20 protein-coding genes are annotated in these 24,838 nt (G+C 44.5%); 18 read left to right on the top strand and 2 right to left on the bottom strand.

Annotated elements, in window-relative coordinates; genetic code table 11:
• Nucleotides 1–84: 84 nt before the first annotated feature.
• The 14 genes from DW015_RS05870 (at nucleotide 85) to DW015_RS05805 (ending at nucleotide 19,342) form a co-directional block, all read left to right on the top strand.
• A complete protein-coding gene (locus DW015_RS05870) occupies nucleotides 85–3,051 on the top strand; it encodes an extracellular solute-binding protein (protein ID WP_242993226.1) in 2,967 nt (988 codons plus the stop codon).
• A gap of 17 nt (nucleotides 3,052–3,068) precedes the next feature.
• Nucleotides 3,069–4,007, top strand: coding sequence for a sugar ABC transporter permease (locus DW015_RS05865; protein WP_022287235.1), 939 nt, complete (start codon nucleotides 3,069–3,071; stop codon nucleotides 4,005–4,007).
• 18 nt (nucleotides 4,008–4,025) lie between these two features.
• Nucleotides 4,026–4,928 carry a carbohydrate ABC transporter permease gene (locus DW015_RS05860; protein ID WP_022287236.1) on the top strand — a complete coding sequence of 301 codons (903 nt, stop codon included), beginning with the start codon at nucleotides 4,026–4,028 and terminating at the stop codon, nucleotides 4,926–4,928.
• A 41-nt stretch (nucleotides 4,929–4,969) separates the two neighbouring features.
• Entirely contained in the window at nucleotides 4,970–6,580 is a 1,611-nt protein-coding gene (locus DW015_RS05855) for a tetratricopeptide repeat protein (protein ID WP_117856918.1), read from the top strand.
• 1 nt (nucleotide 6,581) lies between these two features.
• Nucleotides 6,582–7,211: a Yip1 family protein gene (locus DW015_RS05850; protein WP_117856916.1), complete on the top strand. Its 630-nt coding sequence runs from the start codon at nucleotides 6,582–6,584 to the stop codon at nucleotides 7,209–7,211.
• A 26-nt stretch (nucleotides 7,212–7,237) separates the two neighbouring features.
• Nucleotides 7,238–9,715, top strand: coding sequence for a DUF5696 domain-containing protein (locus DW015_RS05845; protein WP_117904829.1), 2,478 nt, complete (start codon nucleotides 7,238–7,240; stop codon nucleotides 9,713–9,715).
• Nucleotides 9,715–10,797: a sugar ABC transporter permease gene (locus DW015_RS05840; RefSeq protein ID WP_242988937.1), complete on the top strand. Its 1,083-nt coding sequence runs from the start codon at nucleotides 9,715–9,717 to the stop codon at nucleotides 10,795–10,797. The genes DW015_RS05845 and DW015_RS05840 overlap by 1 nt, the downstream gene beginning before the upstream one ends.
• A 12-nt stretch (nucleotides 10,798–10,809) precedes the next feature.
• Nucleotides 10,810–11,859, top strand: a complete 1,050-nt coding sequence (locus DW015_RS05835) for a carbohydrate ABC transporter permease (RefSeq protein ID WP_117863583.1) — start codon at nucleotides 10,810–10,812, stop codon at nucleotides 11,857–11,859.
• A 258-nt stretch (nucleotides 11,860–12,117) separates the two neighbouring features.
• Complete coding sequence (locus DW015_RS05830) at nucleotides 12,118–13,170, top strand: efflux RND transporter periplasmic adaptor subunit (protein WP_117904827.1); 1,053 nt, start codon at nucleotides 12,118–12,120, stop codon at nucleotides 13,168–13,170.
• Between the two features lie 18 nt (nucleotides 13,171–13,188).
• Nucleotides 13,189–16,164 (top strand): ABC transporter permease, encoded by a 2,976-nt coding sequence (locus DW015_RS05825; RefSeq protein ID WP_117904825.1) that lies wholly within the window; start codon nucleotides 13,189–13,191, stop codon nucleotides 16,162–16,164.
• Between the two features lie 14 nt (nucleotides 16,165–16,178).
• On the top strand, nucleotides 16,179–17,009 hold the full coding sequence (locus DW015_RS05820) for a purine-nucleoside phosphorylase (protein ID WP_117904824.1): 831 nt from the start codon (nucleotides 16,179–16,181) through the stop codon (nucleotides 17,007–17,009).
• Between the two features lie 179 nt (nucleotides 17,010–17,188).
• Complete coding sequence (locus DW015_RS05815; protein WP_117904822.1) at nucleotides 17,189–17,950, top strand: zinc ribbon domain-containing protein; 762 nt, start codon at nucleotides 17,189–17,191, stop codon at nucleotides 17,948–17,950.
• Nucleotides 17,951–18,017: 67 nt separating this feature from the next.
• Nucleotides 18,018–18,521, top strand: a complete 504-nt coding sequence (locus DW015_RS05810) for a hypothetical protein (protein ID WP_117904820.1) — start codon at nucleotides 18,018–18,020, stop codon at nucleotides 18,519–18,521.
• Between the two features lie 38 nt (nucleotides 18,522–18,559).
• On the top strand, nucleotides 18,560–19,342 hold the full coding sequence (locus tag DW015_RS05805) for a zinc ribbon domain-containing protein (RefSeq protein ID WP_117904819.1): 783 nt from the start codon (nucleotides 18,560–18,562) through the stop codon (nucleotides 19,340–19,342).
• 99 nt (nucleotides 19,343–19,441) lie between these two features.
• Here DW015_RS05805 and DW015_RS05800 read toward each other — a convergent pair whose 3' ends face one another.
• Together DW015_RS05800 and alr are read right to left on the bottom strand one after the other, a co-directional pair.
• Entirely contained in the window at nucleotides 19,442–20,719 is a 1,278-nt protein-coding gene (locus DW015_RS05800) for an amidohydrolase (RefSeq protein ID WP_117904817.1), read from the bottom strand.
• Between the two features lie 16 nt (nucleotides 20,720–20,735).
• Nucleotides 20,736–21,899, bottom strand: coding sequence for an alanine racemase (gene alr, locus DW015_RS05795; RefSeq protein WP_117904815.1), 1,164 nt, complete (start codon nucleotides 21,897–21,899; stop codon nucleotides 20,736–20,738).
• 140 nt (nucleotides 21,900–22,039) lie between these two features.
• On the opposite strand from alr, the gene DW015_RS05790 reads away from it, so the two are divergent.
• From DW015_RS05790 to rimP, 4 genes are all read left to right on the top strand, one after another.
• Nucleotides 22,040–22,636: an SLOG family protein gene (locus DW015_RS05790; protein ID WP_242993225.1), complete on the top strand. Its 597-nt coding sequence runs from the start codon at nucleotides 22,040–22,042 to the stop codon at nucleotides 22,634–22,636.
• 122 nt (nucleotides 22,637–22,758) lie between these two features.
• Complete coding sequence (locus DW015_RS05785; protein WP_022287251.1) at nucleotides 22,759–23,676, top strand: LCP family protein; 918 nt, start codon at nucleotides 22,759–22,761, stop codon at nucleotides 23,674–23,676.
• A 39-nt stretch (nucleotides 23,677–23,715) separates the two neighbouring features.
• Complete coding sequence (locus tag DW015_RS05780; protein WP_242993224.1) at nucleotides 23,716–24,114, top strand: hypothetical protein; 399 nt, start codon at nucleotides 23,716–23,718, stop codon at nucleotides 24,112–24,114.
• 215 nt (nucleotides 24,115–24,329) lie between these two features.
• Nucleotides 24,330–24,824: a ribosome maturation factor RimP gene (rimP, locus tag DW015_RS05775; protein WP_022287253.1), complete on the top strand. Its 495-nt coding sequence runs from the start codon at nucleotides 24,330–24,332 to the stop codon at nucleotides 24,822–24,824.
• Nucleotides 24,825–24,838 lie beyond the last annotated feature (14 nt).

Genomic DNA, 24,838 nt, shown 5'->3' with positions numbered 1-24,838 from the left:
CTATACTATTTATATTAGAATGTAATTAAGTAGGCTTGATTCTCGCAAAACCAAAAGCAATTTATTTAGAAAGGTGGATTCATAGTGAAAGACACAATGTTTAGGCGTGTTATTGCTTCCGCATTGGCACTTGCTCTGTGTGCAAGCGCATCAGTTCCAGCATTTGCAGACAGTGAAGCGGCGGACGACAGCACTCTAGGCACGCAGGCAACTGCTGATGATTCTGCAACAGGCGACGGAAGCTCCGCTGCCACGACGGGTACCGATTCGATCCGTCAGACTTCTTATACTAACTATGTAAAGAAGTATGCCGACGCTGCAAGACCTGACCAGACAGTCGAGGTCTTGGGAAAGGATTACGATCCTGCTTCAGTAACAGACGCTCAGATCACTGTAACTACAGTAGATGGAGAGAATGATGTTATGCAGTGGGCAAATCAGGAGGGTTCAGTTTCTTGGACGGTGAACATTCCTGAAACAGGCGTCTACAATATCAAGATGATATATGAGGCACTTGAAAGCAACACAAACGACGTTGAGTTTTCGTTGCTTATCGACGGCGAAAGCCCATATGCAACAGCGTCAAGAATCACGCTGAGCAAGAGATGGATCAACGAATCTGAGATCAAACAGGATTCAAGACAGAACGATATCCGTCCTGGACAGATATCGACTCCATGCTGGCAGGAAACTCCTCTGGAGGACATCGACGGACTGTTTAACGAGCCGCTGGAGTTCTATATGGAGGCTGGCGAACATACGATAACATTTGAATCTGAAAAGGCTGAGTTTGCTGTCAAGAGCTTTACTTTCTATCAGTATGAAGCACCTGCTGCTTACACAGCACCATCAGACAGCGATCTGACACAGGCTCAGGGACAGAAGATCACTCTTGAGGGTGAAACTGCTGCCTACAAGTCATCAAGAACTCTTTATCCTACATCAGATAAGAGCTCTTATCTCACATCGAGCGCAAACGGCTCAAGCCCTACTAAAACAAGATATAATACTATCGGTTCAGGAAGCTGGACGCAGTCAACTCAGACAGTAACATGGGAGTTCAATGTTGACAAGGCCGGCTACTATAAGATAGGTATAAGAGGCAGACAGGATCAGATGAGAGGTATGTACTCCAACAGACGTCTTTATGTCAATGGCGAAGTACCTTGCCTTGAAGCTAATCAGATAAAGTTCTACTACGATACAGACTGGAGCATCACAACGCCAAAGTCTGAAAATGGCGACGATCTTTATTTCTACCTCCAGGCAGGCACAAACACTATTTCTCTGGAAGCAGTTCCTGGTGAGATCGGTGAGATCATGGGCGATCTGGACGAGCTTGTTTATAACATAAACAGCTACTATAGACAGATCAGACAGATCACAGGTCCTGATCCTGATGAATACAACAACTACATGATCGACACAGCCATTCCTTCTATCGTTCCTGATTTCAAGGAATATGCTCAGACATTGAGAGATAAGAAGGCTGAGATCGAGAAGCTTTCAGGTTCAGGCGGAACTGAGGCTGAAACTCTTGAGAAAATGGCTATCGTTCTTGATAAGTGTATAAAGAAGCCTGACCTTATCCCTGAGATGATGTCACAGATCAAGGATAACATCACATCGGTTTCTTCTTTCGTAAACCAGTATCGTGAGCAGCCTCTTGAGGTCGATATGATCGAGGTAGCTACTTCCGATCAGGATTTCACTTCATGTGACAAGTCATTCTTTGGCTCACTTGGCTTCGGTTTCAAGGGCTTTATCGGTTCTTTCTTTGAGGACTACAACGCACTGTCCGATGAGGACGAAAGCGCTATGGAGTGCTGGGTAATGCTCGGTCGTGATAACGCTGAGGCTCTCCAGCAGCTCATTTCAAGTGAATACAATCCAACAGCTAAAACAAAGATCAATCTTAAGCTCGTTCAGGGCGGTATCGTTGAGGCTACATTTGCAGGCAAGGGTCCTGACCTCGCTCTCTTCATGGGCGGCGACTTCCCTATCCAGCTTGCAGCCCGTGGCGTTCTTACAGATCTCACCACATTCAGCGACTTTGACGAGGTAAAGACACGTTTTGCAGACGACGCTACTGTTCTTTATCAGTACAACGGCGGTACATACGGTCTTCCATGTGACCAGACCTTCCCAATGCTGTTCTATCGTTCTGATATCCTCAGCGAGTACGGTATCGACCCAGCAACAGATCTTAACACTTGGGACGGACTTCTTAACTGTCTGCCAACACTTCAGAGAAACTACCTTGAAGTTGGTCTTATCCTCCCTGTAATGACAAGTACAGGCGGAACAACTCAGGTATCTGCTATCACAGAGCCTGGTAACACATTCGCTATGCTCCTTCTCCAGCAGGGTCTTAACTACTACAACGATGAGCAGACAAAGACAACATTCGATACTCAGGAGGCCGTAAATGCTTTTGATACTTGGACAAAGTTCTATACAACATACAGCTTCCAGCAGACTTATGACGCATTCACACGTTTCAGAACAGGTGATATGCCGGTAGTTATCCAGAACTACACATTCTATAACCAGCTTTCTGTAGCCGCTCCTGAGATCAAGGGCTGCTGGGGATTCCAGCCAGTTCCTGGTACTGTTCAGGAAGACGGAACTATCAACCACGCAGCAAACTCCAATGGTTCAGGTGCTATTATCTTCACAAAGGCAGCAGATCAGGAGGGCGCTTGGGACTTCATCAAGTGGTTCACCTCAACTGACGCTCAGGTCAAGTACGGTAACAACATCGAGTCTATCCTTGGTACAATGGGTAGATATGCAACAGCTAACGAAGAAGCTCTTCAGCAGTTGTCTTGGACAACTTCAGAAGTAAATCTTCTTCTTGACCAGCTTAATTCACAGGTAGAGATCCCGATCATTCCTGCATCTTACGGTGTAACAAGAAACGTTATGAACGCATTCAGAGCTGTAGTTAATGACTACGACAACGCTCGTGATACACTGTTCTGGTACAATAAGGATATCAACGACGAGATCACTCGTAAGCTTGAAGATCTTGGTCTGTACGACAATTAATGAAAGGGGAGTAACTAATGGCCAAAACCAATCCTGAAGCGCCTATGATAAAACAGGGCAAGTGGAAGTACACATGGCACATGATGAAAACCAACAAGGCTTGCTATGCAATGCTCCTGCCTTTCATGTCTTTGTTCATTATCTTCACGGTAGTGCCTGTCGTAATGTCGCTGCCAATGGGCTTTACAAACTTTAACATGATCGAAACTCCTAAGTTCGTAGGACTTTCAAACTTCTATACGCTGTTCCTTAACGACGACGTATTCCTTATCGCAGTAAGAAACACTCTTATCTTTGCGATATTCACAGGACCGTTCTCTTATATCCTCAGCTTTATCATCGCTTGGCTGATAAACGAGATGAACGCATTCCTCAAAACCTTCTTCACATTCGTGTTCTATGCACCTTCTATGACAACTTCCGTATACGTTACCTGGCAGCTTATCCTGTCAGGTGACTCCTACGGTTACCTGAACGCTGTGCTTATCGATCTGGGTATCCTGAACGAACCTGCACAGTGGCTCACAGATACAAACTATATCCTTACAGTTGTTATCATCGTTCAGCTTTGGATGTCAATGGGTGCAGGCTTCCTTGCTATCCGTGCAGGTTTCCAGAACATTGATAAGTCAATGTACGAAGCAGGTGCTATCGAGGGTATCAAGAACAGATGGCAGGAGCTTTTCTACATCACTATCCCTTCAATGGGACCACAGCTTCTGTTCGCTGCCGTTATCCAGATCTCAGCATCATTCACAGTCGGCGTTGTTGGTCAGAACCTCGTAGGTCTGCCTTCAACAGACTATGCAGCTCACACGATCATGAACCACGCAACAGACTATGGTAACATTCGTTACGAAATGGGTTATGCGTCAGCAATATGTTTCGTATTGTTCGCTGCAATGCTCCTTGCCAATAAGGGTATCAACTGGCTCTTAGGCAAGTATCTTGACTAAAGGAGGGGAGTATATAAAATGGCTAGAAAAAGAAAAAAGCAGCAGTCTATTGAAAAGCTGAAGGTTAAAGAGAAAAAGGCGAGAGTCAATGGTTCTCTTGGCGGAGATATAGTTATTTTCGTATTCCTCTGTCTCCTTGGTGCATTCATGGTGTTCCCGCTGTATTACTCAGTTATCCAGTCTATGAAGCCTGTTGAGGAGCTGTTCGTGTTCCCTCCAAAGCTTTATGTACTGAATCCGACTACCAACAACTTCTCAGATATGTTCAAGGTAGCCGCAAGCTCATGGCAGGTACCGCTGTCAAGATATATCTTCAACAGCTTCTTTATTACAATAGTAATTTGTATCTGCAACCTTTTCGTTTGCTGCTGCGCAGCATTCGTTCTTGCAAAGTGTAAATTCCCGGGAAACAAGGTCATTAACCAGATCATCGTTATTGCCCTCCTGTTCTCCTCAAATGCAACATGGATCATGCAGTTCCTCGTAATGGCTAAGCTCCATATGATCGATACATACTGGGCATTGATCCTCCCAAGCATTTCAACATCAATGGGTCTTTACCTCATGCGTCAGAGCATGACAACCATCCACGACTCCATGGTGGAAGCGGCTAAGGTGGACGGCGCAGGTCTGTTCAGGATCTGTTGGCAGATCGTCGTTCCAAACTCAAAGCCAGCTTTGATGACACTTATCATCTTCGCTTTCCAGGGAGCATGGAACATTCAGGGCGGAGCACTTATCTACTCCGAGCAGCTCAAAACACTACCTACAGTTGTACAGCAGATCACAGCAGCAGGTCTTGCTCGTCAGGGCGTTACATTTGCCGCAGCAGTTGTACTTCTGATACCACCACTGATCGTATTCCTTGTAGCTCAGGGCAACGTCATGGAAACAATGGCTAACTCAGGTATGAAGGATTAATTTGAACTTAGATTATAGAAAAGGAAAAAAGGTGATAAGTAGTGTCGAGAAATAAAATCTCTCTAAAACGAATGATCTCTGCGGCACTTGCAGCAGGTCTGGCGCTGACCATGACCGTGACTGCTTTCGCAGATGAGCCTTATACAGCCTATAACTACGACTATTGGGACGATGCGATCCCATCGCAGAGTGCCTACCGTGTAGAAAAGACTGTAACAGGTGCAGATATGGGTCTTGACAGGCTTTCAGATCCGAGCGACCCGCTTTATATAAGCGATGACGCTCCTGCAAAGCTCTCAGATGCAAAAGACCTCTTTTACGATCAGGACAACGATACTTTCTGGGTGTGCGATTCAGGCAACAACAGAATACTCCGTCTTGATACTGATCTTAAGGTAACAGGCTGTTATACCGGATTCACAGGCTCTACAGAAATATCTGTAGGCGAGGACGGAAGATCGACCTTCCTTAATCCTAACGGCATATATGTCAAAAAGAGCATCTTTGATGATAAGCTTTATGTTTACATCGCAGATACAGACAATTCAAGGGCTGTTAAATGCACTGTTGAGTCAGGCACAGAAATGACTCTGGTGCAGGAATACACAAAGCCTGACACAAAGCTTTATGATTCCGAAACATTCAACCCTTCAAAGATACTTGCAGATAAGGCAGAGAATATCTACGTTGTTTGTAAGTCAGTAAACACAGGTTCTGTTCAGTTCAATAAGGACGGTGAGTTCCAGGGCTTCTACGGTGCTAACCGTGTTGAGGTAACTGCCGCTGTTATTGCTCAGAAGCTGTGGAGAAAGATCGCTTCAAACGAGCAGATCTCAGCAATGACAAGAAACGTTCCGGTCGAGTATGCAAACTTCGATATCGACGCAGACGGATTTATCTACACTGTAACTGAGGCTGCAAATACTACGACCGACGCCGTTAAGAAGCTTAACCCAGCAGGTTATAACATCTGGGATAACGCAGTCGGCGACAAGTATTCATTCGGTGATGTTGCTTCAGAGTATGATTCAACAACAAACAAAACTTATAAGTGCAGACTCACAGATATCTGTGTTTCAGACAACGGAACAATAAATGTTCTTGACTATGAAAACGGCAGAGTGTTCCAGTATGATAAGCTTTGCAACCTCCTTTGTATCTTTGGTACAAAGAACTCCACATCCGATCAAGCAGGAAGCTTCCTTGGACCAAACGCTATCGAGGCAAGAGGCAACGAGGTGTATATCCTCGACGGTACAAAGAACGATATCACTATCTACACCGAAACAACTTTCGGCAACGTGGTACACAGAGCAGTTCTCCTTTATGACGAAGGCAGATACTCAGACGCAAGAGCTGACTGGGAAGAAGTTATAAAGAGAGACGGCGGCTATGCAATGGCTTATGTTGGTCTTGGCAAGGCTTGCCTTAACGACGGTGAGTATACAAAGGCTCTGGATTACTTCAAGACAGCTTACGATCGGGACGACTACGATAAGGCGTTCAAGTATGCAAGAGAAGAATGGCTCAGAGATAACTTTACAGCTATAATGATAGTTATAATCGTTATAATCGCTCTGCTCATCGTAAAAGCAGTTCTCAAGAAAAAGGGCATAAAGCTCATCAAACGCAAGAAGAAGGAGGGAAACTGATATGTATGAATTTACTCCGGTAGGTTGGCTCAAGCATTGTGTTTTCCACCCTGTTGAAGGTTTTGAAGACCTGAGATGGAAGAAACAAGGCTCAATGAAAATATCGATGCTCATAGTTCTCTTCCTCTTTATTGCAATGGTCGTTGACAGACAGCTCACAGGCTTTCAGTTCAATTACAGTTACGTTAAAGTATTCAACGTTGTTCCGCTTATCGTTCAGTCTGTAGTTTACTTCTTCACTTGGGTACTCGGCAACTGGGCAATATGCACACTTCTCGACGGTGAAGGTACACTTAAAAAGATCTGCATCTATTCTGCATATTCTCTCGTTCCTTACATCGTTTGCACATTTATCGCAGTGATCTTTTCAAACGTTCTGGTACAGGACGAGTCGATCTGGATCACAGCAATCCAGTATCTTGGCATCGGCTGGTCTGTTATCCTTATGGTGCAGGCAATGAGAGCCGTTCACCAGTATTCATTCGGAAAAACACTTGCTTCAATTATTGGTACGATCGTCGCAATGCTTCTTATATTGTTCCTTGCGATACTTCTCCTTTCATTGTTCCAGCAGGTATATGTATTCGGTTACTCAGTTTATACTGAGATCATGTACAGGATCAGAGGCTAAAACAGAAACGGTGGTGTAAATAATAAATGCATAACAAAAGTTACAAGAAAGCAGTTGTCTTTGCTATCTGCCTTACAATGCTGATGCCTCTGGGGTCAATGGTGGTTTCTTCCACTGACGAGAGTTCAAGCCAGGCTGATTCAAGCGCCGCAGTAAAGGATACTGACAGCAGTGTCGATTCAGCGGCTGATGATACAAGCTCAGCTGACGCTTCCGACGCAGCAGCTACTGCCGATGAAAGCAGCGATGAAGCTGCTGAAGATTCAGCAGCCGATGAGAAAACAACTACTACAGCAAGCAAGGACGACGAGGTTCAGCCTATAACTGACGAAGAAGCTCTTGCAATGTGCGAAAAGATAACAGAGAACGACAAGATAGCTCTTTATCTTGACGAAGAAAACGAAAGACTTTGTCTTTATGTAAAGGCTTCAGGTAAGTATTGGTGGACTTCGCCTATAAATGTTGAGGCTGACCAGACCATTATCGACACTGTAAAGGGCACAGCAATGAAAAATGCCCAGAGAAAGCAGATCGCTTCAAGTGCAGCTATCAAAGTCGGTGACCTTAGACAGGAAAAGAGAACAGAGTCCCCTGCTCCGGTTTACTCCAACAAGGCAAAAGTAAAATGGGTGAAAAATTCAGACGGCGTTGTTGCTACATATAACTACGTTTCTGATGGTGTAAAGCTCAAGATACACTATGTTCTTGAGGACGATAACCTCTATGTTTACTGCGATTCAGATGAGATCGAGGAGAAAAACACTTCTCAGGTAGACGGAAAGGTGCTTACAAAGATCGAGTTTTGTCCTAACTTCGGCGCTGCTGATTCAACTGCAACAGGCTATATGATAGTTCCTGACGGAAGTGGTGCTGTAATAAACTACAACAACGGCAAGACCGAGTACGCTGACTATAATCAGCAGGTATTCGGCAGAGATTATACAGCTGTTCCAATAACAGCTCCAAGAACCACTCAGCAGGCTTATATGCCGGTCCTTGCAACAGTAAGCGGTTCATCCGGACTTGTTTGCGTTGCTTCTGACGGTGAGTCAAACGTTTATGCTCACGCTCAGGTATGCGGACAGGAAAAGCAGGCTTACAACACTTGTTACTTCGAGTTTGAAACAAGAAGCTCAGACTCATTCTTCATGAGCGGTGATAACTCAAACAAGATCACAGTGTTCGAGAAGAACGGAATAAAGACCGAGAGATTTGGAGTTCGTTATTATCCTGTTGATTCAGACAACGGCGAGGATCTTAACTACGCAGACTGCGCTGAGGTCTACAGAAACTACCTTATCAATAATAAGGGTCTTACAGCTAAGGCTCAGGCAAATAAGAGCGATCTTTACGTTGACCTTTATGGCGGCGTTATGAAGGATACTTCTATTCTCGGTATCCCATTCAATCTTAAAACAGAGATCACCGGCTTCGATCAGGCTTCCGACATACTTGATATCCTCAAGGACGGTGGAGTTGACAACATAACTGTCAACTATAACGACTGGACAAATGACTCTATCAAGAACAAGATATCCACAGAGGTATCTCCGTCCGGCAAGCTTGGCGGTTCAAGCGCATTCGATAAGCTTATCTCAAAGGACGATAATATGAAGATCGTTCCTTCAATGAACAACTTCAAGATGGACAGTGGTTCATGGGGATATATGACTCTTACAAGCACAGCTATCAGAGTTTCAAATGCTTATTCAAGACAGTCATCATACAGCCCGGCCTTCGGTGTTGCAGAAAAGGGAGTTTCACCTGCCCTGCTCACACCAAACAAGTACTCGAATGTGTTCACAGAAATGCTCGAGAGCTATACTGATGAAAAGCTCACTTCTATCGGCTTCGGTGATTATTCAACAAAGCTTGTTTCTGACTATTCAAAGAAGGATCCTTCAAGCAGAAGCAAGACCATGAATACTGTCGTTGACGGCTATAAGAGTGCGAGCGAGAAGATCAGTACAGTATTCGCAGACGGTGCGAACTCTTACGTTCTCCCATATGTAACAAACGTTTCAAACGTTCCTGTTTACTCCAGTGGATTCAACGTAACAGATTTCGATATCCCGTTCTATCAGATGGTCATTCACGGATATGTTGACTACGCTTCAACACCTATCAATAAGAGCTCAAATTCAGATGAAACATTCCTGCTTTCACTGGCTTCAGGCTCGCAGATACACTATGATATGACATACGCTGACGCTGATACGCTTCAGGATACAGAATATGACGACCTGTATTATTCAAACTATGCAGGCTGGACAGATCTTGCGGCTAATCAGTACAAAAAGGTAAGCAGCATACTTTCAGGCGTTTCAGATTATACGATCACAAAGTATGAGCTGAGCGACGACAAGAACGTTCTTACCACAACTTATTCAAAGGACGGAGCTTCAGACGTTGTTATCAGTGTTGATAAGAAGAACGCAACAGCTACCGTAGGCACAGAGGTCTATGACCTTGCAGATTGTATAGAAGGAGGTTTGACAAAATAATGAGCGAAGAGATCAAAAACACTCCTGAAGAGATCGAGGCTGTTAAGGCTGAGGATCTTGAAGATACAGTCGAAAAGGAAAATGACGCTGAGGCTGTTATAGAAGAAATTTCAACAGAGGAGATAATCGCAGAAGAGCCTGCCGCTGAGGCAGTCGCTCCTGCACCTGTGATGAAGGAAAAGAAGCACAGACTTTCTTATGAAAAAAGAAAAGGACTTTACGGCTACGGATTTATAGCGATCTGGGCGCTGGGTACTATCTACTTCTTTATCCTGCCTCTTATAGAATCTCTCATTTACTCATTCAACAAAACTGAGGTAACTCAGGGCGGAATGAAAATGTCCTTTATCGGTTGGAAAAACTATGTAAACGCTTTCCGTAAGGATCAGGATTATTCCAAGGCTCTGGTAGCAATGATCGAGAATACGGTTTTGAGAACTCCTCTTATCCTCATATTCTCTATCTTTATCGCAGTTATCCTTAATCAGAAATTCAAGGGAAGAACATTCGCAAGATCAGTATTCTTCCTCCCTGTTATCATCGCTACAGGTCCTGTTATCGACATCATCAACGGTAACATGAGCACAGGCGGATACGCAGGCGGATCTGAGCAGTTTAGCTCAATGTTCGAGGCTGACCTCGTTGACCAGTTGCTGAACTTCCTCGGTATCTACAACATCAGTGATAAGCTCACTATGATGATAAACTCGCTGACCACCGACATCCTGAACCTTGTATGGAACTCAGGTATCCAGATACTTCTGGTGCTTTCAGCACTTCAGGGTATCCCGCTCTCAGCCAAGGAAGCAGCCCAGATCGAGGGTGCAACTTCATGGGAGTTCTTCTGGAAAGTCACAATTCCTTATATCAGCCCAATGATACTTTCAAGCGTGGTTTATACAATCGTTGACTCATTCGTCGATCCACAGAACGAAGTTATGACGATCGTTCTTAACAAGGCAAGCAACTGGGAGCATGGCTACTCAGCGGCAATGGCTTGGGCATACTTCCTTATCGTAGCAGTATTCCTTGCACTTGTCGTAGCACTTGTTAATAAGTTCGTTTACTATGAAGTAGAATAAGGGGGGATTTAAGTGGCAACTAAAAAAGAAGAAAAAGAGTTCGAAAAAGAACGAAAGGCTGCTATTAAAGCCCGTTATAAGAAGATGAAAGAGGAGGGTCTTGAGAAATATCTCACCCCTGAGCAGATCAGCTATAACAGAAGAAGAAGAGCGATCGGAATGGTTTGGCCGTTCTTCAGGTTTCTTATCCTGTTTGGTCTGTGTTTCGTAATCCTCTATCCACTGATATTCATGCTTTCAACTGCGTTCAGACCAAATGAGCAGATGAACGACCCATCAGTAGTTTGGATCCCTAAGAGCTTCACACTCGATAACATCAAGGACGTTTGGGGAGTAATGAAGTTTGAAGATACTGTTGTAAACACAGTTATCCTTAACCTCGTGGCCTCTGTCCTTCAGGTTATCACCTGCTCTATCACAGGCTACGGCTTCGCTAGATTTAAGTTCAAAGGTAAGGGAATCCTGTTCGGTATCGTTGTTCTTATGATCATCGTACCTCCACAGATCACAACTATTCCACTTTACCTCCAGTATGCTTACTTCAAGCCGGAGTGGCTCGCTAAGGTATTCACACTTGGCAAATCAACATCGCTTATCAACAGCGGTTGGACAATGTATCTTCCTGCATTGTTTGCAAACGGACTCCGTGCAGGTCTGTTTATCTTCATCTTCCGTCAGTTCTTCAGAGGACTTCCTAAGGAGCTTGAAGATGCTGCATACCTCGACGGCTGCAGCCCACTGAAAACATTCCTTGTTATCATGTGTCCTAACGCAAAGTCATCGTTCCTGACAGTATTCCTGTTCTCTATCGTTTGGTATTGGAACGACTACTATGTATCATCATCATTCTTCACACAGAACGACACTGTCGCTCTTATGCTGAAGAACCTGAATACAAACCTGACTCAGCAGCTCTTCGACGGTCAGGCGGTATCTGTAAGACAGATAATCGTATGGCTTGAAGCAGGTTGTCTGCTTTCTATCACACCTATCCTTGTTATGTATGTATTTCTCCAGAGATACTTTATCGAGGGTGTTGAAAGATCAGGTCTTGCAAACTAATTTGCAAATATGCTTATCAAAAGTCCTGCACTTCGGTGCGGGACTTTTTTTGCGTGAAGCCCTTTTTATGTTCATATATTTAAGACTTATTAAATTTGTACATATATAAAGCAACGCAATTGTGCATATTGCTTTGAAATGTCAGGTTAATTTAGTACAATCGTGTATAGAAAAAACACCTTTTTTTTGATATAATTACTTTGGGTATTATTGCCCATGGTAAGTTGTTTATAAAAATATTCAGTTAGGAGTCTGAACATGAATATAAAAGTTGATTTAAAAAAGCTTTTTGCTGCCGCAGTATCAGCGATAATGTGCCTCTCCGCAGGGGGTTGCTATCTGCTTCCTGACGAGGAGGAAGTCCTTGATGCACCGACCGTGAAGGCAAGCGATGTTACATATTCCACAGTGACGGCAAAGAAAAAAGACCTTGAAAAGAAGATAGTCGCAACGGGCACTGTCACAGCGGAAAATCAGTATACTCTCTCTTATGAAAAGCAGAGCGGCACAGTGTCAAAATTTTATGTAAAAGCAGGCGATAAGGTCAAAAAGGGTGATGTTATCTGTGACCTTGATACATATGACCTTGACTATCAGATAGAAGAAAAACAGCTTTATCTCGAAAAAGCAAAGCTTAAAGTTGATATAATTTATGAAGGCGGTGGCTCTCAGGCAGAGATAGACTCTGCTTATGTTGACGTGCAGCTCCTTGAAAAAGAACTTGAAAAATTGCAGGCTCAGAAGGAGGATTCAAGCCTGAAATCACCTATAGACGGCGTTGTTTCGTCACTCTCTGACGTAAGAGCAGGCGACAACGTAAATCCTGGTCAGACTATCGCAACTGTTATAGATACTTCGGCTCTTTATATCGCAATACAGCCTGACGACCTCACCCAGTATGATATCGACACAGAAGTGCAGATAAGGATAGGCGAGGATTATTATGACGGTGTTGTTTTTATGACTCCTAAAAAGCTTGCTGATTATCAGGCTGAGCAGAATGAGGATCACAATAATGTTGACGATACAGGTATAGATTATCAGGCGGATACTATTTATGTTCGTTTCAAGGATACCGCCCCTGCGGAAGCAGTGGGTCAGCTTGCAGATACGATACTTGTCCTTGACAGCGTAAAGGACGCTATCGTTATCTCAAATAATCTGATAAAAAAGGTTGACGGCACAAAGGTAGTTTATGTGCTGAAAAACGGTGAAAAAACTGCCGTTGAAGTGGAAACAGGACTTTCTACAGGCTCTCAGACCGAGATAAAATCTGGTCTTAAAGAGGGCGACGAAATTGTTATCAGATAGGTTTGAAAGGATAAGCTTATGTTCACCTTATTGTTCCGTAAAATGCGAAACACCAAATGGATGGTGCTTTGCCTGCTGATAGGCTTTGTTATGGCGTCTGCCATGATGAGCACTATCCCTATTTATATGAACGCTTCTCTGCAAAGAATGCTTGTAAAGGATCTTGAGTCGTTCCAGACAGAATATGAGATCTATCCGGGTGCGTATAATACCAGCTATGGATTGAAAATGGATATCTCAGGCAGTGAGCAGCAGAAAGCTGTTGAGAATTATAATAACAAAGTGGAGGCTAAGTTCAAGGAGCTTGGTCTGCCTGAAAAGCTTGATAAGAAGTATATAAGTGACGAGTATCTCTATGTGCGTTCACTTGCCGTTTCAGATGGCAATTCGCAGGCAAGGTTCACTCTCGGCGGTATGACGGATATTTCCGACCATATCAGCATAAAGCAGGGCAGAATGTTCACTGCAGGCAAGCGTTCAGACGGCGTTTACGAGTGCGTTGCCACAGAAAAAGCCCTGAAAAGCACAGAGCTTGCTATAGACACAGTCTATGAGATAGCCGACGTGTTTGATGATAACAAGTCAATAAAAATAGAGATAGTGGGCGTTTTTGACGTTAAGGACGAAAATGACGCATATTGGGCAGAGGGTCTTGATTCTCAGTATACAGCCGTTGTCTTTACAGATTATGACACAATGCTCGGGGATTGCGTTGATACTGGCGTTGTGAATATCACAAAGGCTGTCCATAACTATGCGGTGGATTATGCTTCCATGAATATGACTGATCTTGCAAGCACAAATGAGATGATAGCAAAGCAAAAGACCTATTTTGGTGAAAATTCCATAGGCTTTTCGATGCCTGCCTCAGATATCCTCAAGGACTATGAGAGCCGTTCATCACAGCTCCAGCTTGTTTTGTGGCTTTTGCAGATACCTGTCATACTTATGATAATATTCTATCTCTTTATGGTGTCGCAGCTCAACGTTGAGCAGGAGCGTAACGAGATAGCGGTGTTCAAAAGCCGTGGAGCAAGCCGCTTGCAGATAATGGGCATTTATGCTCTGGAATCTCTCGTACTGGGTGTTCTGACCGTTATAATAGGACCATTCGCAGGTCTTGGACTTTGCAAGGTACTTGGTGCGTCAAACGGATTCTTGGAGTTTGTCAACAGGCGTTCGCTCCCTGTTCATATGACAATAGAAGCTGTCGTCTATGCGGCAATAGCCGTGGCAGTGTTCTTTGTCACAACTATGATACCGATCTTTCCTGCCACAAAAACAACTATTGTTGAGCATAAGCAGTCAAAAGCCAAAAAGAAAAAGCACGCTCTGTGGGAAAAGGTCTGCCTTGATTTTATCCTTGTGGGCGGTTCAGTTGGCTGGCTTTATTATTACAACAAAACTCAGGAAAAGCTTGTTGCAGAGGGTGTAACAGACACCACCGCAACAGTAAACCCTATAATGTTCGTGGCTTCCACTGCCTTTATACTTGGCCTTGGTCTGTTTCTTATAAGGATATATCCTTATATAATAAGGCTTCTCGCAAGAATAGGCAGAAGAGTGTGGTCGCCTGCACAGTATGTTTCACTGACTAATATCGGTCGCTCCTCAACGGGCAGGGAAAGATTTTTGATGCTGTTCCTTGTTCTTACTGTATCATTGGGCGTGTTCTTTGCAAATACCGCAAGAGCCTTGAACAGAAATGCCGAGGAAAGCGTTGCCTATGGGGTTGGCTGCGACGCTGTTCTTACAGAACAGTGGTATAGCAGTAAAATAGAATCTGCACAGCAGACCACTCCTCAAAGCGCATCTCAGACAGCTCAATCAGGCACAAAGCAGACTTCCGAGGAAAGCGACGAAGAAGATACAGAAACTACCATACAGTATGTAGAGCCTGTTTTTGAGCGATTTGAAAAGCTCGCAGGAGTGGAAAATGTCACAAAGGTTTTCAGAAAAGACGGCGTGACCATATCTTCAAACAAAATGAACGTTCCAAGACAGCAGACAAAGTCTGACGATGAGGAAAAGACCCGTGACGATTTCCTTGACCAAAGCGTTGACACAAGCTCAGGCAAAAGCTCAACAAGCAATGTCCAGCTTATGACCATAGTGCCAAGCGATTTCTCAAAGGTCTGCAAATTTGAGGACAGACTTCTGCCGGTTCAGTTAAATAACTACCTGAATGCCCTCGCAGAGTATACTCCGGGAGTTATCCTCTCTTCAAGCTTCAAAAGCTATGGTCTGGAGCTTGGTGATACTGTAGAGTGTAAGTGGGGCGGAAACGAGCCCTTTGAAGTGACCGTCCTTGCCTTTGTTGACTACTGGCCGGGACTAAGCCCTTATAAAGAGGCGAAAAACGGCGGTTATATGGACTTTGCCGTTATGAACTACGATTATGTGAACGTTCAGACAAGCATGGAGCCTTATGAGGTATGGTTCAAGCTCAAAGACGGAGCTTCCGTTCAGGAGTTTTATGACTCAATAGACAAAGCAGGCATTAAACCCCTCACCCTTGAATCTGCAAGCCAGCAGACCATAGAAAAGAAAAACGACCCTATGCTCCAGGGCATGAACGGCGCTCTCACTCTCGGCTTTATCATCATCATGGTGATGTGCATAATAGGTTTCCTTATCTATTGGATACTCTCCATAAAGAGCAGGACTTTGCAGTTTGGTATCCTAAGAGCAATGGGAATGAAGTTCAGAGAGATAATAATGATGATAGTCTATGAACAGCTTTTGGTGTCAGGAGTTGCAATATTCGCCGCTATCTTTATCGGCGGCGTAACAAGCGACCTTTTCGTACCGCTGTTCCAGAGCATCTTTGACGCAAGCCAGTCAGTGCCGCCGTTTGCAGTGATACCTGAACGCAGCGACTATCTGAAGCTTTATGCAGTTATAGGAGTTATGCTGCTCACAGCCTTTGTGGTGCTTGGCAGACTTATAAAGAAGATAAAGATAAGTCAGGCGTTGAAGCTTGGTGAGGATTGATAGGAGGAAATTTTATGACAGCTTATGAAAAGCTTACAAAATGTTATGAGTGCGTAAAAAGTAAAATAGACTTTGAGCCAAAGGTAGCCCTTGTGCTTGGCTCAGGTCTTGGCGATTATGCAAATTCCATAGACGTGAAATATACCCTTAGCTATAAGGATATAGAGGGCTTCCCTACATCAACGGTAGAGGGTCATAAGGGTCAGTTCGTTTTCGGATATGTTGGCGAAGTGCCTGTTGTTATAATGCAGGGCAGAGTGCATTATTACGAGGGATATGCAATGGAGGACGTTGTGCTTCCTGCAAGACTTATGAGAATGTTGGGCGCACAGGTGCTTTTCCTTACAAACGCATCGGGCGGAGTGAACGCAGGCTTCAAGGCAGGCGACTTCATGCTTATAACCGACCATATCTCAAGCTTTGTTCCTAATCCTCTTATCGGCAAGAATATCGACGAGCTTGGAACAAGATTTCCTGATATGAGCGAGATATATAACAAAAAGCTCAGGGATATCATCTCAGGTGCGGCAGAAGATCTTGACATAACCCTCCGCCATGGCGTTTATCTCCAGCTCACCGGACCGTCTTTCGAGTCCCCTGCGGAAATAAGAATGGCAAGAACTATCGGTGCTGACGCAGTGGGAATGTCAACAGCCTGCGAGGCTATCGCCGCAAATCATGCAGGCATGAAAGTCTGCGGAATATCCTGCGTTGCAAACCTTGCAGCAGGCATGACGGATAATCCTCTCACTCATGCTGAAGTTCAGGAATGTGCAGACAAGGCTGCTCCCCTTTTCAAAAAGCTTATCACTGAAAGCATCATAAGAATAGGTAAACAGCTTTAAGGTTTTGTAACAGCTTTTTCAAAATAATATGTAACAAATGTGCGAAAAGGGCTGATGATGTGTACTTTTTTGCTAAACTTTGTGAAAAACTATTGACAAATCTAACGCTTTAGTTTAATATATTATTATGAAGTAAGTATCTTCAAAAAAATTTATAAAGAATATGGAGAGAGAATCATATGGCAAAATTTTGTGGACAGTGCGGAGCTCAGCTTAATGACAATGCGACTTTCTGCACTCAGTGCGGTGCAACAATAGCACCTCAGCAGCCTGCACAGCAGACCGCTTCACCAATGGCAAATCTTCAGCAGGCAGCCAAGAATATCGACATGAACGCTATAAAGGACGCTGTTTCTGTTGAAAACATCAAAAATCTGAAAAACAAGCCTAATAAGCTCACTATCGCAGTTCTGGCAGTTCTGCTCGTGCTTGTTATTCTGGTAGTTGTTATCCTTTGTATGATATTCGGCGGCGGAAGCTGGAAAACTCCTATCAATAACGTTATGGACGTTCTCAATGACGGTGACGGTAAGGCTTATGAAGAGCTTATGCCTCCTTATTATAAAGATATGGCAGACGCTCTGGACGGTATTATTGAGATAAGCGACGAGGATTTTGAAGAAGAAGCTGAAAATCAGAGAGATAGGCTTACAAAGAAATACGGCGATGACGCTGAGATAAGCTATGAGGTCGTTAAAAAGACAGCGGTCGATTCTGATATTCTTGACAGCTACAATGAAGCTTCAGACGTTGCGTCAATACTCAGCAGCAAAAAGGCTAAGAAGTATAAGGTAACAAAGGCTTACAAGGTAAAGATCAAGTACACTATCGAAGGCGAAGATGCTGATAAGACCGACAAGACAACTGTTGTTGTTGGCAAGATGGATGGCACATGGGTGCTTCTGGACGAGGGCGACCTTCCAATAAGCACAGGTTTCTAAGATTTATAAACTATCAGTAACGGGCGGAGAAATTTCCGCCCGTTTTTGAAAATGCGGTGTTTGCACAATGAAAAAATTATCAGTGCTGTGTATGCTTTTGTGTGTGGCAATGCTCTTTTGCTCCTGCGGAGAGGAAGAAAGAGCGGTTCTGGGATATGAACAGCCCGTGGCGACACTTGTCACAGCGGCGCAGTATAGCGATACGCAGTCATATCTTTCCTGCTTTACCCCGGAAGCGGAGGCGGAGTATAAAAACAGCGACCGCTATAACGAAGCCCTTGCGGAAACGCTTCTCACAAGGGGCGAGGAAAAAACGGAGCTTTCTTATAAGCTCAGCGATAAAAAAGAGCTTGACAGCGACGGCTTGAAAGACCTTGAAAAAAGCTATAAGGAAAGCTATCACAAAAATGTGACTATAAAAAAAGCTGTTACAATGACAGCAAAGCTCACAGAGACTACTGACAGCGGCGAGCTGTCTGCCAGCCGTGAGATAACAGTGGTCAAAATAGAAAACAACTGGTATATTTTCGGAAAAGTTATCGAAAAATTTGATCTCAGCCAGAAGGGCTGAGGGGATCAATAATAATAATATGAAAAGAGGGTATTAATATGGAAAATTGTCCAAAATGCGGTCTGCCTGTTGCCGACGGTGCAAAGTTCTGCGCTGCCTGCGGAACAAGAATGCCGCAGAAGCTTATAAAGAGCAAGGTCTGCTCAGTGTGCGGAAATACACTTAATGCGGGGGCTAAGTTCTGCAACGTCTGCGGAACAGCCGTGCCGCAGGACGAAACGCCTGCCGACGAGCCTGTAGTGGACGAGAGAAATCCTGAAATGGAGTCTATCGAAGTGCCTGAGCTGCATTTTGACGACACTCCTGTGCAAAATCAGACTATTCCGCCAACGACTCCTGATATGCCGACTATGGACAGCGTTTATCTGCCTGGACAAGAGCCTGCAAAGCCTGTTCAGCCTGCACAGCCGACAGCCGAGGAAGTTGCAATGGCTTCAAGAACTGTGGAAATACCTCAGACGCCAACAGTTGCGGAAACACCGAACGTTGCACCACAGCCTCAGCAGCCTGAAAGAGTTCTTACACCAGAGGGCTATCAGCAGCCTGCTCAGCCTGTGAACAATGCAATGCCACAGATGCAGATGAATCAGGCAAATCAGATGAATCAAATGAACGGCGTGACACCCGGAAAGGGTGCAGGCGCACTTGTGCCGATAATACTTATCATTCTTATACTTGCTGTTATCTGCGTTGACGTTTTCTGGCTTTTCAGAGATCAGATATTCGGCAAAAAGGACGAAAGCTCAAATGGCTGTGCAGTGGTAACTCTCACGGACGAAACAGACTATCCTGCAAACGAAGCATTTTTCTTTGAAGAATAGAATATAATGTAAAAAGGGACGTTTCAAAGCGTCCCTTTTTTTGTGTGTCAACACAGTGTTTGCGTAAAAGATAAAGGCGACCTAAGGCCGCCCCTACATTTAATCTTTCATGCTCTCTATTATCTCGTTAGCTTTCTTGTAAATAACAGCAGGCTCTTCGCCTATCTTGAACTCGCCGTCCTCGTAAAGCACTTTACCTGCACACATCGTGAGCTTGACGTTCTGCTTTGAACCGCTGTAAACAAGGTTTTTGCCTATGTTGTTAAGAGGCTGCATATTAGGCTGAAAAAGGTCGATAACGATAAGGTCAGCCTGCTTGCCCTCTGCAATAATGTCGCAGTCAGAAAGCCCCATTGCCCTTGCAGAGCCTACGGTTGCCGCTTTCAGCACCGAGTCAGCAGGGCAGGCAGAAGCATCATCGCAAGCTATCTTCTGTAAGCCTGTCATAAGGAACATTTCTCTGAACATATCAAGACAGTTGTTGCTTGCAGGGCCGTCAGTACCTATAGCAATATTTATTCCCATATCCTGCATTTTTACGATAGGTGCAATGCCGCTTGCAAGCTTTACGTTAGAGCCTGCACAGTGAACAGCCCATACGCCCTTGTTTTTGAATATTTCAAGATCCTTGTCGCTCATGTGAACGCAGTGGAAGCCTGCACCGCCAAAGTCGAAAATTCCGAAGCTGTCAAAAAGCTCAGTTGGCGTCATGCCGTATTTCTCTATGCACTCTCTGACTTCTTTTGCAGTTTCCGAGTTGTGCATTGCAACAGGCGCTTTGTATTTTGCCGCAAGCTTGCCAACGCCCTCCATAAGCTCCTTTTCGCAGGTGTATTCTGCATGGAAGCCAAGCATAAAGCTTATAAGAGGGTCAACATTGTTGTATTTCAGATAGTTGTTTTCAAGCCTTTCAAGATTAGACTTGTCACCGCTCACCGCACCGCAAAGCACAGAGCGGAAGCTGCTTTCTACGCAGGCTTTTACATAATCGTCAAGCTCAAAGTACATATCAAATGCCGCCGTACAGCCTGTTGTGAGATATTCAAGTATAGCAAGCTTCGTGAGCCAGTAAACTTTCTCTCCGTCAAGCTTTGCTTCCATTGGGAAGATCTGCTTAAAAAGCCAGTCCTGCAAAGGCATATCGTCAGCATATGATCGCAGAAAAGTCATTGCCGAGTGAGTGTGCGCATTTTTGAATGACGGCATAAGGAGATTTCCCTTGAGGTCATATTCACGTTCAAAAACCTTTCCGTCAAGCTCCTCAGCCGTAGGCTTGCCAACGAAAACTATCTTTGAGCCTTCCGTCCAGACCTCAATATCCTGCGTTTCTATGCCGTTGGCAAGGGTCATTACCCTGCCACCGAAAAATCTTATCATGGCTCTTTATCCTCCCTTACTCTATTTCAAGAACAGCCGTCTGCTCTCCATGGCGTGAGATAACTCTCGGCACTCTTGCAGATATTCCGCAAACTATCTCGTAGCCTATCGTTCCAGTCATTTTGCCGATATCGTCGGCGGTTATCCTTTCATTTCCCTGTGCGCCTATGAGGACAGCCTCGTCCCCTGCCTTTACGTCCTCTACCTCAGTTACATCACACATGAACTGATCCATACATATCCTGCCTGTGATAGGGCATTTCTTTCCGTTGATAAGCACATATCCCTTGTTTGAAAGCGCCCTGGGATATCCGTCTGCATAGCCTGCCGTAACAGTTGCGAGCTTCACTTTGCCATTTGCAGTGTAAGTCCTGCCGTAGCTTACGTCAGTGCCATTGTCTATGTATTTTACCTGCGCAACAGCCGCCTTAAATTCCATAGCTGGCTTTGGCTCAAAAGGCAGAGCCTTTGCAGGGTCAGGATAAAGTCCGTAAAGTATTATTCCAAGCCTTGCAAGAGAGCTTCTCTCATTATAATAGTATACTCCGCCGGCTGAGTTGAGAAAATGCACTTTTTCAAGGTGAAGCCCCTCTGCTTCGCACTTGTCAGCAACGGCAAGTATCTTCTCCGTCTGCGCCTTTGTGTATTTCTCGTCCTGCTCTCTCAGGCTGTCAGCCACCGCATAGTGGGTGAAAATGCCCTCCAGCGCAATGTTTTCAAGCTTCGATATCTCTTTAAGCTCACCGTATATCTTGTCGGTTTCCCCGTAAAGACCTATCCTCGTCATGCCCGTGTCGATAGCGGCGTGTATGCGTACCTTGCCGTCAGAGTTTTCTGAAAGCGCTTTAGCATATGAAAGCTCTGTGCAAGCCTGAATTATGTCAAGCCTTGTGAGCCACTTCGCATTCTCAGGAGGTGTGTAGCCCAAAATGAGTATCTCGCCCTTTATGCCCATATCCCTGAGCCTGTGGGCTTCGTGTATGTTCGATACCGCAAACCAGCGAATGTCCATCTCGTTTTCAAGAAACGGAACTACTCCGTTGTCAAAATGTCCGTAGCAGCTCGCCTTTACAACGCACATTATCTCTGTTTTTTCCCCTATGAGCCTGCGGTATTCTTTCAGATTGTATTCAATGCTGTCAAGATCTACCTCAGCCCATGCTCTCTTCAAAAAATCCATTTTATTTTTCTTCCCTTTCGGTTTTATAATTGTGCCTTTGCACAAAATATTTGTCATTTTCTATTGAAAAAGATAAATCAATGTGTTATAATGTTCTTATCATGGGCATTGTGTCGCCAAATCTTTCAGGAGGCTTTGATGTGAGTAATATCGTCCCCGCAGAAGAATTTTTCTGCAACCGAGATACCTCTTGCTGCTTTACAGGTCATAGGGACAGGGATCTGCCTTTCGGCGGCGATGTCCATAAGCAGGGTATGAAAAATCTCCTGAGTATGCTCGTCCTTATGATAAAGGAAGCATATAGCGAAGGCTGCCGTACTTTTATATCAGGTATGTCAAAAGGTATCGACCTGCGCTGTGCTGAGATAGTCCACAGCCTTTCGGCTCAGCCCGAATATAAGGATATGAAGCTCGTGTGCGTTCTGCCCTATGCAGGTCAGCGTACAGAGATGAAAACACCCTTGGACAGCTATACATATTCGCTTATTCTGAACTCTTGCAGTGCAGTCGTGATAACAAGCCCCAAGTATGAAAGCGGCTGTTATAAAAAGCGAAACAGCTTTATGGTTGAACATTCCTCTCGTCTGATCGGGGTCATAAAAGAGAAAGCCAAAGGCTCAGGCACTTTGCAGACCATAAACATGGCAAAGCGTGCAGGCCTTACGCTGAACATCATATGCCTTGACGATAATCCTGTTTTTTATATCGACTCAGACTCAGACAGCCGTCCTATTTAGTTTACACCTAAATTGCAAATTGTTCAATAGTTTTCGAGAATTTTTCCGAAAAAGTTTATATATGAAAATAAGGCGGACAGTATGCCTGCCTGTATATATTTGAAAGTAAGGAGATCAATAACATGGCTCAGACGAAAGCTCACAAGAAAAAAAGAAGATCTCAGGCTCCTATCGCTCTGGTCTACTTCATAACGATGATAATATTCCTCTTTGTTATCGGCATGCTTGCACTGTATGCCCTCAGAGAGTTTGGTGTTATCGGCAATGATGACAGCGACAGCGACGCAGGCATAAAAAGCCCGGTTTATAATACCCTTTTTGCAAGAGTGAACAGCAAGGGCGTTCTTGCAGACGCAACAGTCATAAGAGTTGCACCGGACGCAAAGAAGATAATCATAATGCCTGTTTCAGCGTTCACAGTGAGCGGAAGCCAGACAATGCGTGAGATACACGAAGAGGGCGGCATGGTGAAGCTTGAAGCAGCCGTTGCAGACACTTTCGGTATCACTATAGACAATTACGTTTCTCTCACAAATGACGCATTCGAGAATGCGGCGGATATTGTGGGCGGAATTACATATACTCCTGATGAGGAGCTTTACTATCTCTCTCAGGATAATGACGAGAACGATATCGCTATCCCAAGCGGCGATCTGACTAACCTCAGCGGTCATCAGATAAGACTTATCTGTCAGTATCCTGTTTTCAAAGAGGGCAGGAACGGTAATATGAAGTTTCTTGGAACTGCGGTGACAATGCTTATAAACAACGCTTTCCAGCAGACGAATATCACTAAGGATAATCTTGATAACTTCTATAATATATTCACCGCAAACAGCGATACCGATTGGACAAGTGCGCAGTATAAGGAAGAAAAGTCATATCTCAAGGATATGCTGGATCAGAACCTTACTCCTGCAGAAGCTCTTGTGCCGGAGGGCGAGTGGACGGACGATTCTCACTTTAAGGTGTCTGATAAGTTCAAGGAGAGCGTTCAGACAATGCTCAAAGATACTGCACCGTCAGCAGCGGAGAAGTAAAAACGTAAAGGCTGAAATTTTAACAGGGGGCGATATAACGTGAAACTTCTGGTCATAATCCTTAATAAAACAGACGTGCTTGACTATCTGCTGGAGGGACTTTCAGCAGCAGGCATAAAGGGTGCGACTATAATCGAGTCGTCAGGTATGGCAATGACCCTTTCAAGACTTGACAGCAGCTTTCTCAGCGCCTCTATCCGAGGACTTTTCAGCGGTGACGAGGATAACAGAACTATCCTCTCAGTAATAAAAAATAATCAGCTCGATACCGCACGAAAGATAGTTTATAATACCGTGGGCGATCTATCTCAGCCCAATACGGGAATAATGTTCACCGTTCCGCTGGATTTCGTCGAGGGAACAGTGAAGAAACCCGTGAATAAAGAAAAAGCAAAACCTAAGGATATCCCTGAGGAGAATGAAAAGAACGTCAGTTGACGAAATGTTTACAGACTATTAACATAATATTTAATTCTTTTCATTAAAAACTTTTGAATGTCCTTGCAAAAAACTGTTTTGTGTGGTATAATAATCACAATAGGCTTTTAATGAAAGACTGGAACTTGACTTCCGGTCTTTTGGTTTTGTATGGGGCTTTTTTTCATGGCAAAGCCTGATGGCTTTGCTTTGGGAAGCATTAACGGAGGTGCTGTATGGAAGTAAAGAAAACTACGGTAGAAAAAGTAAGAGAGCTTGCACAGCCTATCGCAGACGAGCTTGGCTTTTTCCTTTGGGACGTAAGGTTTGAAAAGGAGGGAGCAACGTGGTACCTCAGGGTGCTTATCGACAAAGACGGCGGCATAGATATGGACGATTGCGAGGCTTTCACAAGACCGATGAACAAGGTGCTTGACGAGGCAGACCCTATAGCTCAGAGCTATGTGCTGGAGTGCGGAAGTCCCGGACTTGGCAGAGAGCTTAGAAGACCCGAGCATTTTGAAGTCTGCATAGGCGACGTTATAAGAGTAAGGCTCATAAGACCTGACGAAAACGGTGAAAAAGAGTTCGTTGTGGGTCTTGTGGGATATGACAAGGATAAGATACTTTGTCAGAAGCTGGACGAGGATATGAACGGCGTGGAGAATGTAGAGTTCAAGCTTGCAGATTGTGCTTATGTAAAGCTCAATGATGACGCAGACCTGTTCTGAATGAAGAAATTTAA

Origin of the sequence: Ruminococcus sp. AF37-20, from assembly GCF_003460465.1 — a bacterium.
Classification (GTDB): domain Bacteria; phylum Bacillota; class Clostridia; order Oscillospirales; family Ruminococcaceae; genus Hominimerdicola; species Hominimerdicola aceti.
The sequence above is the reverse complement of the archived record's forward strand: the minus strand, read 5'-3'. Positions and strand labels throughout refer to the sequence as shown.